A 12,591-nucleotide genomic window follows, 5' to 3' on the forward strand; every position below is an offset into this window, starting at 1 on the left:
TGGCCCCCAAGAAAAAAAGTGTGGTTTTGTATCGGCTTGTTGTCCGGCCTTAGTCCGCGCTTCCCTAGAGTTACACAGGGATACAAAGCAAGATGAAATGGATATGATACCGTTACAAGCATAGGGCAACATAGCTCCATCGTTTGATCTCTGCAAAATTGCGATGAGCGAACGGTTTGGCTCAGCGTATCGACCCGCAGTGTGCGGTCGGGCTATAAAGTATGAGCGTTTTCCGTCTATTGAGAAAGAAAAACCATGAAAAATTGTAAACCCGCTTTGCGTGCTTGCTTGCTCGCTGTCAGTTTAGCCGCCAGTGCTTTGGTTCATGCCCAGACTGCTATGAATGATGCTCCACCTCAACACAGTGAGGCCGATCGTGCAAAATGGCAAGATCGCATGGCACAAAAACGTGCCAAGCATGAGGCGCAATTGCATGAGCAATTGAAAATCACGGCGGCCCAAGAACCTGCTTGGAAAAACTTTACCCAAGCCATGACGCCACCAGCCGGGCTGCCACCGCATGAGGCACGGGCAACGGAAGACAAGTTGACTACACCGCAAAGGATGGAAAAAATGCTGGCTCGCATGCAAGAGCACCAGCAACAGTTGCAGACACACTTGAATGCCGTGAAGACCTTCTATGCCGTATTAACACCGGAGCAACAAAAGACTTTCGATGAAAATCATCAGCGTATGAAAAAAGAAATGCAAGAGCGCATGGCGGCACACATGCATGGCAAAGATGGGATGATGGGTAGACCCTGATGCTAATGGCTAAGGGAGACGCGGAGTTAGTCCGCGCTTCCCTTCGCGCCATGATTTACTTCGCGCCGCCAAAACGGCGCGCGGCATCGAGCCCGAGTCCGGCACCAATGCTGCCGAACAAATCCCCTTCGACCTGACGTGCATTCGGCACGATCGCCGCGATTTGCTGGCGTAAGCCGCGCACGCCGCTGGAGCCACCGGTAAAAAAGACGGTATCAATTTGCTCCGGACGCAGACCGGCATGGCGCAGGACGTCAGCAACCGTATTGGCCACGCTGGTGCTGAGGTGATGAATCGCCGTTTCCAGTTCGACACGCTCAAGCGTGAGCACGCAGGGTGCCGCTACTTGCTTGCTGCGCAAGCGTTCCAGCGGCAAGCTGATACGTTCTTGGTCGGACAACAGGATCTTGGCTTCCTCTGCCTTGATGGCCAGCCAGTGGCCGTCGCGTTGTTCTACCAAATTGAGCAGACGCTCGAAGCGCTGGCGCAGTTCCGCTTGGCGGATATCGCGGTACACCTCGAGCAATTCGCGGTTGACCTTGTGGGCGTAGACCTGATTAATGGTATGCCAAGTAGCGAGGTTGAAGTAATAACTGGATGGCACCTCAATCTCACTGGCGAGCCGACCACCGAGGCCGAGCAGGGGCATGATATGCGTGAGGCTCAGATATTTATCGAAATCGGTACCGCCGATGTGCACGCCACCATTGCCTAGAATATCATCGCGCCGGTCGGTGCGATGCGAACGTTCGGGCGCGAGGCGGACGATGGAAAAATCTGAGGTACCACCGCCGATATCGGCAATGAGTACCAACTCTTCTTTGGTGATACGCGATTCATAATCGAAGGCGGCGGCGATCGGTTCAAACTGAAACAACACTTCCTTATAACCGGCTGCCCGGGCGATTTCTTCCAGCGTATCTTCGGCCAACTGATCGGCATCGCTGTTGTCATCGATGAAATGCACGGGCCGCCCGAAGACGGCATAGTCAAACTGGCGCCCGGCCGCGGTTTCGGCACGTCGTTTCAATTCGGCAATGAATTGTTCCAGCAAACCGCGAAACGGCACGGCTTTTCCCAGCACCTCGGTTTGACCATCGATGAGGCTGGTACCGAGCAGACTTTTCATCGAACGCATCAAGCGTCCTTCGTAGCCGAGCAGATAGGTGCTCAATGCCTTGCGGCCGTAACTGACCTCATTCTCCTCAGCATTGAAAAACACCACCGATGGCAGGGTGACTTTGTCTTCTTCGAGCGCCAACAACGCCGGTTGCCCGGCGCGATGCCAGCCGACGGTTGAATTTGAGGTCCCGAAATCTACTCCACAAGCTTGCGACATGAAACGTTCCTGATTAGTGTTCGATGAGATGACAAGGCTACCATTCCCGCAGCCGCTGGCCATGCATCGGATCAGCGTTTCGTTTATTCGGCGTCAGCCGGCGGCGTATCTACGCGTATGACCAATAATTGGTCGATGCGGTAGTGATCGATATCGACCACTTCAAATTTATACTCGCCGACCATCACGAAATCGGTACGTTTCGGGATTTTCTTGAGCATCGTCATCATGAAGCCGGCAATAGTCTCATAGCTGCCTTGCTCGGGCAAGGAATCAATGTCGAGGGCACGACAAACATCTTCTATCGTCGTGGCACCGTCGATCAACCATGAATTGCCGTCGCGCTGGACAATCTGGTCTTCGAGAAAAGGATGCACCAAATTACCCATCAGGGTACTGAGTACATCATTGAGTGTGATCACGCCGACGACGAGTGCGTATTCATTGAAAATGACGGCAAAATCTTCGCGTGTGCCCTTGAATTGCTCCAGCATTTCCGATAGCGTCAGCGAATCCGGCACCGCCAGTGCGGTGCGCAGCGAGAGTTCCTGCACCTTGGAAAAGGCTTGATTGGTCAACACGCGCTTGAGAATATCTTTCGACTCGACATAACCGACGACGTTATCGATATGACCATCGCAGACCAAAAACTTGGTATGGGGATGTTCGGCGATTTTTTGCCGTATCACGACATCGCTGTCTTGTAGGGTGAAATACACAATACTGTCGCGCTGCGACATCGCACTCGGCACCGTGCGGCTTTCGAGCTCAAACACATTGCCTATCATATGGTGTTCGCGCGCTTGCAAAATACCGGCTTCGGCACCGGCATCAACCATCGCGTAAATTTCATCGGAAGTGATCTGCTCATCGCGGGCAGTGGGCAAATTGAACAAGGTGAACAGCAGATTGGCAAGGCCGTTGAAGGCCCAGACCAAGGGTTTGAACAGACGCACGCATAACAACATCGGCCGCACCACAAAAATTGCCACCGATTCCGGCGCGATCATGGCCAATCGCTTCGGCATCAGATCGGCGAACAGGATGAACACCGAGGTGACGAAGGCGAAGGAAGTAAAAAATCCCAGCGTATCGACCCATACGGCGCTACCGAAAACCAGCTTGAACCAGCTGGCAAAATACGGAGTCAGGGCTTGTTCGCCAAGAATACCGCCGAGTATCGCCACGGCATTGAGGCCGATTTGCACCACCGTGAAAAAATGCCCCGGTTCTTGTTGTAATTGAAGAATGCGCGCGGCGCGCGGCTCGCCCTCGGCTTCCAGTACTTGTAATTTCACCTTGCGGGAGGCCGCCAAAGAAATTTCTGACATGGAAAAAAATGCACTGATGGCAACCAATACGCCGATAATCAGAAGGTGATCAATCAAAGCCATATTCTATCCTTCTCGCTGTTTATTTAATCTCAATCATATACTATTGAGTCTGGCGAAAAAAAGCAGCTTCGGTTCAAAGCGCCTGTCTGTCCAAATTCCTCATCGAAAGTCCGTCCTCATGCCTCTCTCCGCTCCGCCCCCGGTCATTGCGCCGGATGTACGTTTTGTTCTCATCACCGTGTTTCTCGACATTTTAGGAATAGGCTTGATTATTCCGGTGCTGCCGCGTTTGGTCGGCTCCCTCACCAGTGAAGGCAACGCCTACTGGTACGGGGCAATCGTCGCCGCCTATGGCGTCATGCAATTTTTTTTCGCGCCCTTAATCGGCGCGCTCAGTGATCGTTACGGGCGTCGCCCGGTACTACTGATCTGTGTCTTTGGTTTGGGGATGAATTTTCTGTTGCTCACGCAAGCGAGCAACATTTATTGGCTGTTAGTGATACGCGCCTTAGGCGGCGTGACGGCCGGTAACTTGTCGGTGGCGAATGCGTATATTGCCGATGTGTCGACACCGGAAAACCGCAGCAAGGCCTTGGGGAAAATCGGTGCCATGTTCGGGCTCGGCTTCATTTGTGGCCCGGTCAGCGGCGGCTTGTTGGGTGAGATCAATATCCATTACCCCTTCCATCTGGCCGCTGCCGTAGCGCTGGCCAATGTGGCGTACGGCTACTTCGCCTTGCCGGAATCATTGCCGCCCAGCCAGCGCAAAACCTTTGCGCTCAGCGCTGCCAATCCCTTCGCCGGCTTGCGCGGCTTGGCACATTTGCGTGGCACCGGTGGCTTGGTCTGGGTATACGCTTTGACCATGTTTGCTCAGTTCACTCTACAGACCACTTGGGTCTTATCGACGGAATTGCGGTTCGGCTGGAGCCCCATGCAAAACGGCTTTGCCCTGTTTTTGGTCGGTATGTCCAGCGTGTTGATGCAAGGCGTGTTTCTGGGTCGCTACATCAAGCGGGTCGGCGATGCCAATGCGATTCTGTTCGGTTTGGCATCATCGTGCGTGGTCTTGAGCTTGTACGGTCTGGCTACACAAGGCTGGATGATGTATGCGCTGATCGTTTGCAATGTCTTTGCTTTTGCCGCCGGGCCGGCGCTGCAGGCTTACTTTTCCCGCGCCGTCGATGCCAGTTCGCAAGGCATGGCGATGGGATCCTTGAGCGCTTTGGCGAGCATGATGAGTGTCTTGGCAACACTGAGCGGGACTACCCTACTCGGCCAAGTCAGCCACGCCGGTGCCGGCAGCTTGCTGCTCGGTGCGCCATTCTTTCTTGCCGCGACCATGCAATTACTGGCACTCAGCATAGCCTTCAGGCACTTGCGCGCGCACTGACCTTGCATAAAAAAAGCGGATCAGACGATCCGCTTTTTTGGGCTGCTGAGAGCAAACTTATTTATCTGAAACGTCTTTACCATTCAAGACATTATTCAGTTTCAGCATATCGACATCATTGCCCCATTTGCCGACCACAATCGTCGCCACGCCATTGCCGACCAAATTGGTCAAAGCCCGTGCTTCCGACATGAAACGGTCTATTCCCAAGATCAAAGCCAGACCAGCTACCGGAATCCCGCCGACGGCCGACAAAGTGGCGGCCAAGACAATGAAGCCGCTGCCGGTAATGCCTGCCGCGCCTTTGGAAGTCAGTAACAAGACCGCCAACAAAGTGACTTGTTGCATCAGACTCATAGGCGTATCGGTGGCTTGCGCAATGAAGACGGCTGCCATAGTCAGGTAGATCGACGTGCCGTCGAGATTGAACGAATAACCGGTAGGGATGACCAAACCGACTACCGATTTTTTCACGCCGAGTTTTTCGAGCTTGCTGATAATGCCAGGCAAGGCCGATTCCGAAGATGACGTACCCAAAACGATGAGCAATTCTTCTTTGATGTATTTAACGAACTTCCAGATACTGAAGCCATGTAATTTGGCAATCGTACCAAGTACGCCGAAGACAAAGATCAGGCAAGTCAGATAGAAGGCTGCCATCAAATAACCGAGTGAGAGCAAGGAAGCAACGCCGAATTTACCGATGGTGAAAGCCATCGCGCCAAACGCGCCTATCGGTGCAACTTTCATGATGTAACCAACGATGGTAAACAAGACTTGCGAGACTTTTTCGATCAAATCAAATACCGGTGTACCGCGGCCACCGAAGCGATGGAGTGCAAAACCGAAGAATACCGCAATCAGCAATACTTGCAGAATCTCGCCCTTGGCAAAGGCGTCGACGAAGGTGGTCGGAATGATTTGCATGAAAAAATCGGTCGTGGTCTGCATCTTACCTGGCGCAGTGAAGGCGGCAATGCCTTTGGTATCGAGCGTCAGAACGTCGATGTGCATGCCGCTACCTGGCTTGAGCACGTTGACGACGATCAAGCCGACGATGAGCGCCAGCGTACTGACAATTTCAAAGTACAACAAGGCCATGCCGCCGGTTTTACCGACTTTTTTCATATCTTCCATACCGGCAATACCGACGACGACGGTACAGAAAATAATCGGTGCGATCATCATCTTGATGAGTTTGATAAAGCCGTCACCGAGTGGTTTCATTGCGGCACCCGATTCCGGGTAATAATGGCCGAGCAGAACGCCGAGAATAATTGCCGTGATGACCTGGAAATAGAGGGATTTGTAAAGGGGTTGCTGGCGCATGCCTGGTCTCCGATGTAAGAGTAGAGGTGTCAGTCGGCCGTATGGACGCAATGACAACTGTGCAGAATTATTGTTTCCGTCACGTTGACATTATTAAAAAATGCATGGTTCACAGCAATTGTGGCTTTCCACACCCGAGCTGGTTTTGTCGGATTTACGCTGCAATGTGTTGCTTAAATGCAGATAATTTGTGAACGATTGTTCCTAAAGTGTGGATCGCTTCGTTTAATACCGGCGTATGCTCGCCGCCACAGTTGATGCGCAGGAAATGATCAAAGCGATTCGAGTTGGAATACAGTAAGCCCGGCGAAATCAGTATGTTTTCGCGCAAAGCGGCGTCGAACACCGCTTGTGACGAAATATGTTCCGGCATTTCCACCCATACCGACACGCCGCCGTCGGGAACCGTCAAGCGTGTACCGCTGGGAAAATACAAGGCAATCGCTTCGGCCATCTTGTCGCGCTGCTGGCGCAGTGCGGTACGTAATTTGCGCAAATGGCGATCATACGCAGGCGACTGCAAAAAGCTGGCAATAATACGTTGCGATAATTCTTCGTTATACCGAGTTTGTGCATATTTGAACATCGCCACTCGGGCATGCCAGCGGCCCGCCAGCATCCAGCCCAAACGCATGCCGGGGGCCAGGGTTTTGTGCAAGGACGCGCAATAAATCACATTGCCACTGCGATCCCAATGTTTGGCCGCGGTAGGAATCTTGTCGTCATTGACCAAGGCGCTGTAGGAATCATCCTCGATCACCGGAATATTTTTTTCTTCACACAGCGCCAGCAATCTTTGCTTGTGCTGGTCAGGCATGATGCTGCCGAGCGGATTTTGCAGATGCGGCACCACTACCACCGCTTTGATATTGCCATAGGTTTGCATAGCCAGTTCCAAGGCTTCGATGGAAATGCCGGTCCGCGGGCTGGTGGGAATTTCCAAGGCTTTCAGGCCCAGGCTTTCCAAGACTTGCAGCAGGCCATAAAAAGTCGGCGACTCGACCGCGATCACATCACCGGCATGGGCGACGGCACGCAAGGCCAGGTTGAGTGCTTCGATGCAACCGCTGGTGACGATCACCTCCTCGGCCGCGCAACTGATGCCGACATCGAGCGCACGCTTGGCCAGTGCCGCTTTGAGTTCGCGGTTGCCGCCCGGCGAGATGGCTTTGGTCAACAGAAAGGGATTTTGACGCAGTATGCTGCCGGCCAATTGGTGTAATTGCTTGTGCGGATACAGTTCCGGCGCGCCGGTGGCACGTGCCAGGTTGACTTTAACCGGCCGCTGTCCTTGCGCGATGATGGCTGAAACCCGTTCGTGGATGCCGACAAACTGGGCCGGATCGATGGCGCTGCTTGGCACCGGTTCGGTCACCGGTGCCAGCCGCAGTCGGCGTGGCTGGCGCACGAAATAGCCGGAGCGCGGGCGCGCTTCCAACCATCCCTCGGCTTCGAGCCAGCGACACATCTGCAAAGCCGTCGACAAACTGACGCCATGCAGTTGCATGAGCTTGCGTACCGATGGCACGCGATCACCGCAAGCCAAGGTGCCGCAGCGGATTGCGCTCAAATAATGGTCGGCCAGTTGGCGGTAAAGAGTAGACATGCTGCGATCTTCCATGATTGATGCATTTAAGCAAAGATACAGTCAGGGCAAATTTTAACAATAACAGAGCGTTATTTTCGCATGTGCTGCGATACAGAAACTACTTTTCTGTGCCTGTAATTAATTGCTCTGATTCACTATGCTGATCTTTTCAGTCAAACAAGGTGCCGTATCATGCACATTCTCGCCATCCGCAGCCAGCACAGTCTGCGTTGCTATGCCAAAGCCGGTAGCCGTTTTTACGTCAGTATCGGTGCACTCTTGTTATGCGAAACGGTGTTATATCTCGATGGTTACAGCGTGGCGCTAGAAGCGCCGCTCGCCGCTGGCGCCATTCATACCGTGCAGCGCGACGGTTGGGTGCTGTTACAGGCGCTGGAATCGAGCGAAGTGCTGTTCGATGACGCCGTGATATCACTCGCGGCTCGACTGCTCGGGGCGATTAAAAGAATTCTCGGACCAAGAAATTTTCGAGTTCGGCACTATCCTGCGGCCGTGCCGATAAAGTCACCACCCGACCGAGTCGACGCGACTCCCAACTGAAGTCGCCCGGATAGTGGCTACGAATTAACTCTATCATGCGCCGCACCATGGCGAGTTCGATATTGCCACCTAGTCCGGCATCGACTTCGATGACTTGTTTCCAGCTGCTGCCCGAATTAGCGCGCCAACCGCGGAAAGAAAAACTGCCAACCCGCGTGCTCTTGCTCAGAATTTGGAACACCCCATTGGTGCCGGCGCGCCCGGCCGCTTGCTGCATACTGTGCTTGACATTGGCTTCGGCCACTTCTTGCGGACTCATGCCTTGCGCGCTTTGATTGGCTGGCGGATTATCTTGCTGCGTTGCTTGTTCTTGGGCCTGTCGCCGCGCGCGCGCAGCATTGGCCATACTCATCATGTCTTGTTGTGGTGGCGGTTCAACAATCGGTGCCGCTGGCGTGACTGTTGTTTGTGCCACTATCGGAGCGGGCTTGGCTTGCGCGGGGGCCGATTGTTTACTGCGTGCTATGGCGGGCGTGGGCGGTTTGGGTGGGCTTTTCTGTGGCGCTGGGGCGGCTTTTTTAGCCACAGTCACCGTGTCGAGTATCAAGGTGATGGGGTTTTGCGAGGCCGCCTCATCCCCTTGTTTTTGTTTTTGCGGGGCCGCCATATGTAGTAAAAAATACAATAACACCAGATGGATCAAGAGAACCGCGACGATACCGATCAAACTGACCGGCCGGAACCGCAGATGCAGGTGAATTTCACCGGGCTGTGCCACTTCGTTATCGGGTGTTTCTAGACTCAACTTCATGGGGCGTGATCAACAATGTCAGAACTTTAAGTTGGCAAGGATACCGCAATCCTGTCCGAGCTCTGTAACAAAGATGTCGGAAAGCGGCCCTGAAAGCTGATTTTATGCGATTCACGCAGAAGTAATGTGTAACAAAAAATGACAAAAACATGGCCGGACTTGGATCAACGCCCTATGACAAGTTCGAAATGTTGACAATTAGTCTGCACTGCAATGATTTTCTTCCTGAAATACCGATAGGAAAGTATCGCTGATTCCATTAATCTATCTTTGAATCAACATTGCGGCAGCCCACTGCCATGAGTTTATTCATTCATTTCTTCATTGTTTAATTGTTTGCTATCGATAGGTCCTCCATGGAAACCCCGTCCCCCGCTGTTCTTACCGAGGCCGTGCCGCCGAGCGTTCAGACCGAGAGCGCCGCCATCGCCGCGGCCTTGTTGCTCAGTGCCTGCGGTGGCAGCGCGCCTGGCAGCGCGGCCGACAGCACGGCCGGCACTGCGCCAGTGACACCAGTGACACCAGTCACACCGCCGGTGACGAGTGCACCACCGGTACCGGTGAGCGATATCGCCGCCGCCCGTTTTCTGGCGCAGGCATCGGTCGGCGGTAGCCGCAGCCTGATGGCACGGGTACAGGCGCTCGGCTATGCCGGCTGGATCGATGAGCAAATCGCCCTGCCGGCCAGTGGCACGCGCTGGGATTGGCTGATGACCAAATCATATAATGTAGCGACCAATATTTTTACCCAAAACGGCTTTGATGCCGTCACCTGGTATAAGTTGATTAACTCGCCCGATGTGTTGAAGCAGCGCGTGGTCCATGCCTTGTCTGAAATCATCGTCGTTGGCATCGATGGCTTGGTGGGAGCTGGCTGGCAAGCCTTTTCTGCCGCCCATTTTCTCGATATTCTGGAAACCTATGCCTTCGGTAATTATCGACAATTGCTTGAAGCCGTCTCGACCAGCACGGCCATGGGCCAATACCTGACTTTCCGCGGCAATAGTAAATATAATGCGAGCACTGGCGCGCTGCCGGATGAGAATTACGCGCGCGAAATCATGCAATTGTTTTCGATAGGCTTACTCAAGCTCAATCTGGATGGCACGCCTGTGCTGGCGAATGGCGTACAGCAGGAAACCTATACGCTGACCGATATCACCGGTTTGGCGCGGATTTTTACCGGCTGGGACTTTGATTTAAGCCTGAGCAAGACCGATACCCCGGATTTCTTGAAACGGCCGATGAGCCAAGTTGCCAGCCGTCACGAGACGGCGGCATCAACTTTTCTCGGCAGCACCGTGCCGGCCGGCTTGAACGGTGCCCAAAGTTTAAGCGCCGCCCTCGACATCTTGTTTGCCCATCCGAATGTGGCACCGTTCATCAGTCGTCAATTGATTCAACGCTTGGTTACCAGCAATCCATCGGCCGCCTATGTCGGACGGGTGACGGCCGTGTTTCTCAATGATGGCAGTGGCGTGAAAGGCAACTTGGCGGCCGTAGTCAAAGCTTTGCTGCTCGACGATGAGGCGCGCAACAGCAGTAATCTCAGTAATCCGCAATTTGGTAAGCTGCGCGAACCGATTTTGCGTTTGCTGGCATGGGCGCGCGCGTATGCGCTCAAGTCCGTCAGCGATACTTGGGCCGTTGGCAACACCAGTGACCCAGCCAGTCGGCTTGGTCAGAGTCCCTTACGCTCTTCCAGCGTATTCAATTTTTTTCGTCCCGGCTATGTGCCGCCCAACAGCGCCATCGCTACAGCCAGCTTGGTCGCACCGGAATTTCAAATTACCAATGAATCGACGGTCATCGGCTATGTCAATTACATGCAGCGTTTGGTCAGCCTGGGTAACAGCGATCTGGTGCCGGACTACAGCAGTTTGCTGCCGCTGGCGGATACACCGGCCGCCTTGCTGGCCGAAATCAATCTCGTGTTAGCGGCCGGGCAACTCAGTGCTGCCACCCTGGCCGCGCTGGTCACTGCTGTCAGCACATTGGCCAGTGGCACCGATGCCAAGCGCAGCAATCGCATCTACGCGGCACTCACTTTGGTGTTGGCGGCACCGGAATTCATTGTGCTCAAGTAATTTTCCGACTTGATCGTCGGTATAAAGAGAAGGAAACTGTATGATGGACAAACACAGCAACGCTTCGCGGCGCGCTTTCTTACAACGTGCCGCCAGTTTATCGGTAGCTGGCGTGGCCACCCCTTGGGCCATCAACTTGGCGGCGATTGCCGAGGCAGCTGCGGCTGGTGCCACCGATTACAAAGCCATCGTCTGCGTGTTTTTGTACGGCGGCAACGATTACGGCAATACCTTGGTTCCTTACGATACCAGTGCTTACAATGCCTATTACAATTTGCGTCCGACTTTAGCCTATACGCATGATGCCCTGACCGGTACGGTACTCAAACCGATCAGCGATCCGCGTGACAGCGCCGGCTTTGCGCACCAGTATGCCCTGGCACCGGAACTCGCGCCACTGCTGCCGGCCTTTAACAATGGCCAGATGGCGGTCTTGCTCAACGTCGGCACCCTGATCACACCGACGAGCAAACTGCAGTACACCAATAAAAACGTGCCTTTGCCACCGAAATTGTTTTCGCATAATGATCAGCAATCGGTTTGGCAATCTTCCTCGCCGGAAGGCGCGAGTGCCGGTTGGGGCGGTCGTATCGGCGATTTGTTTCAGTCTGGCAATACCCAATCAACCTTTACCTGCATCAATGTCTCGGGCAATGCGGTCTTTCTGTCCGGTAACACCGCCGTGCAATACCAAGTCTCGACCAGCGGTTCGGTGCCCTTGGCCGGTTTGCAATCATCACTGTTCGGTTCGGCCGCCTGTTCCAGCGCCCTACAGGCCTTGGTGACGCAGAGTCGCAGCCACATGCTGGAAAACGAATATAGTCGCATCAGCAAACGCGCCATCGATGCCAATGGAATTTTGACGACGGCATTGAGTACGGCACCGGCACTCAAAACCACGTTTCCGCTGAAAAACAATCTCGGTGACCAATTGAAGCTGGTCGCTCGCATGATTTCCAGCGCCAGTACCTTGGGTGCCAAGCGACAGGTATTCTTTGTTTCCATGGGTGGTTTCGATACCCATGATGGTTTGACCACCGTGCATCCTACCCTCATGACCGGCGTCGCCGATGCCATGGCGGCCTTTTATGCCGCCACGGTCGAACTCAACGTGGCCTCACAGGTGACCAGTTTCACCGCATCTGATTTCGGTCGTACCTTGAGTGGTAACAATGACGGTTCCGATCACGGTTGGGGCAGCATGCATTTTGTCTTGGGTGGCGCGGTGAATGGCCAGCGTTATTACGGCACCGCACCGGTGATCGCCTCGAACGGCCCCGATGACGTCGGCCAAGGACGATTATTACCGACCACCTCAGTCGATCAATATGCGGCTACGCTGGCGAAATGGATGGGGGTCTCCGACACCGACTTGCTGACACTGTTGCCGAATTTGGTGAATTTCAATGTCAGTAGCCGTACGCTCGGCTTTGTTTGAGTAAGT

At 54.0% G+C, this 12,591-nt stretch carries 10 protein-coding genes; 5 read left to right on the forward strand and 5 right to left on the reverse strand.

The genetic code is table 11. From position 1 onward, the window contains the following. Positions 1-255: 255 nt before the first annotated feature. Positions 256-765 (forward strand): Spy/CpxP family protein refolding chaperone, encoded by a 510-nt coding sequence (locus RHM61_RS06435; RefSeq protein WP_322250309.1) that lies wholly within the window; start codon positions 256-258, stop codon positions 763-765. A 55-nt stretch (positions 766-820) separates the two neighbouring features. Here the strand turns inward: RHM61_RS06435 and RHM61_RS06440 are convergent, their stop codons facing one another. Further along, positions 821-2,104: an Hsp70 family protein gene (locus tag RHM61_RS06440; RefSeq protein WP_322250310.1), complete on the reverse strand. Its 1,284-nt coding sequence runs from the start codon at positions 2,102-2,104 to the stop codon at positions 821-823. A gap of 83 nt (positions 2,105-2,187) precedes the next feature. Further along, positions 2,188-3,498 (reverse strand): hemolysin family protein, encoded by a 1,311-nt coding sequence (locus tag RHM61_RS06445; protein ID WP_322250311.1) that lies wholly within the window; start codon positions 3,496-3,498, stop codon positions 2,188-2,190. 118 nt (positions 3,499-3,616) lie between these two features. Here RHM61_RS06445 and RHM61_RS06450 point away from each other — a divergent pair, with 118 nt between their 5' ends. After that, positions 3,617-4,831, forward strand: a complete 1,215-nt coding sequence (locus tag RHM61_RS06450; protein ID WP_322250312.1) for an MFS transporter — start codon at positions 3,617-3,619, stop codon at positions 4,829-4,831. 57 nt (positions 4,832-4,888) lie between these two features. Here the strand turns inward: RHM61_RS06450 and RHM61_RS06455 are convergent, their stop codons facing one another. Both RHM61_RS06455 and RHM61_RS06460 read right to left on the reverse strand, forming a co-directional pair. Next, complete coding sequence (locus RHM61_RS06455; RefSeq protein ID WP_322250313.1) at positions 4,889-6,160, reverse strand: dicarboxylate/amino acid:cation symporter; 1,272 nt, start codon at positions 6,158-6,160, stop codon at positions 4,889-4,891. A gap of 154 nt (positions 6,161-6,314) precedes the next feature. After that, on the reverse strand, positions 6,315-7,766 hold the full coding sequence (locus tag RHM61_RS06460; protein ID WP_322250314.1) for a PLP-dependent aminotransferase family protein: 1,452 nt from the start codon (positions 7,764-7,766) through the stop codon (positions 6,315-6,317). 174 nt (positions 7,767-7,940) lie between these two features. On the opposite strand from RHM61_RS06460, the gene RHM61_RS06465 reads away from it, so the two are divergent. After that, on the forward strand, positions 7,941-8,309 hold the full coding sequence (locus RHM61_RS06465) for a hypothetical protein (RefSeq protein ID WP_322250315.1): 369 nt from the start codon (positions 7,941-7,943) through the stop codon (positions 8,307-8,309). Here the strand turns inward: RHM61_RS06465 and RHM61_RS06470 are convergent. After that, the gene (locus tag RHM61_RS06470; RefSeq protein ID WP_322250316.1) at positions 8,209-9,060 is read right to left on the reverse strand and encodes a hypothetical protein; all 852 of its coding nucleotides are present in this window, start codon (positions 9,058-9,060) and stop codon (positions 8,209-8,211) included. The genes RHM61_RS06465 and RHM61_RS06470 overlap by 101 nt on opposite strands. Positions 9,061-9,416: 356 nt before the next feature. Here RHM61_RS06470 and RHM61_RS06475 point away from each other — a divergent pair, with 356 nt between their 5' ends. After that, positions 9,417-11,147 carry a DUF1800 domain-containing protein gene (locus RHM61_RS06475; protein ID WP_322250317.1) on the forward strand — a complete coding sequence of 577 codons (1,731 nt, stop codon included), beginning with the start codon at positions 9,417-9,419 and terminating at the stop codon, positions 11,145-11,147. A 40-nt stretch (positions 11,148-11,187) separates the two neighbouring features. After that, on the forward strand, positions 11,188-12,585 hold the full coding sequence (locus RHM61_RS06480; protein ID WP_322250318.1) for a DUF1501 domain-containing protein: 1,398 nt from the start codon (positions 11,188-11,190) through the stop codon (positions 12,583-12,585). Positions 12,586-12,591: the final 6 nt, after the last annotated feature.

Origin of the sequence: Undibacterium sp. CCC3.4 (assembly GCF_034347425.1) — a bacterium.
Lineage (GTDB): Bacteria > Pseudomonadota > Gammaproteobacteria > Burkholderiales > Burkholderiaceae_D > Undibacterium.

What these genes read in the sequence shown, in the direction of transcription:
- RHM61_RS06480 (WP_322250318.1), top strand. Translation starts at nt 11,188, where the DNA reads ATGATGGACAAACACAGCAACGCTTCGCGGCGCGCTTTCTTACAACGT.
- RHM61_RS06440 (WP_322250310.1), bottom strand. Translation starts at nt 2,104, where the DNA reads ATGTCGCAAGCTTGTGGAGTAGATTTCGGGACCTCAAATTCAACCGTC.
- RHM61_RS06465 (WP_322250315.1), top strand. Translation starts at nt 7,941, where the DNA reads ATGCACATTCTCGCCATCCGCAGCCAGCACAGTCTGCGTTGCTATGCC.
- RHM61_RS06470 (WP_322250316.1), bottom strand. Translation starts at nt 9,060, where the DNA reads ATGAAGTTGAGTCTAGAAACACCCGATAACGAAGTGGCACAGCCCGGT.
- RHM61_RS06435 (WP_322250309.1), top strand. Translation starts at nt 256, where the DNA reads ATGAAAAATTGTAAACCCGCTTTGCGTGCTTGCTTGCTCGCTGTCAGT.
- RHM61_RS06450 (WP_322250312.1), top strand. Translation starts at nt 3,617, where the DNA reads ATGCCTCTCTCCGCTCCGCCCCCGGTCATTGCGCCGGATGTACGTTTT.
- RHM61_RS06455 (WP_322250313.1), bottom strand. Translation starts at nt 6,160, where the DNA reads ATGCGCCAGCAACCCCTTTACAAATCCCTCTATTTCCAGGTCATCACG.
- RHM61_RS06445 (WP_322250311.1), bottom strand. Translation starts at nt 3,498, where the DNA reads ATGGCTTTGATTGATCACCTTCTGATTATCGGCGTATTGGTTGCCATC.
- RHM61_RS06460 (WP_322250314.1), bottom strand. Translation starts at nt 7,766, where the DNA reads ATGTCTACTCTTTACCGCCAACTGGCCGACCATTATTTGAGCGCAATC.
- RHM61_RS06475 (WP_322250317.1), top strand. Translation starts at nt 9,417, where the DNA reads ATGGAAACCCCGTCCCCCGCTGTTCTTACCGAGGCCGTGCCGCCGAGC.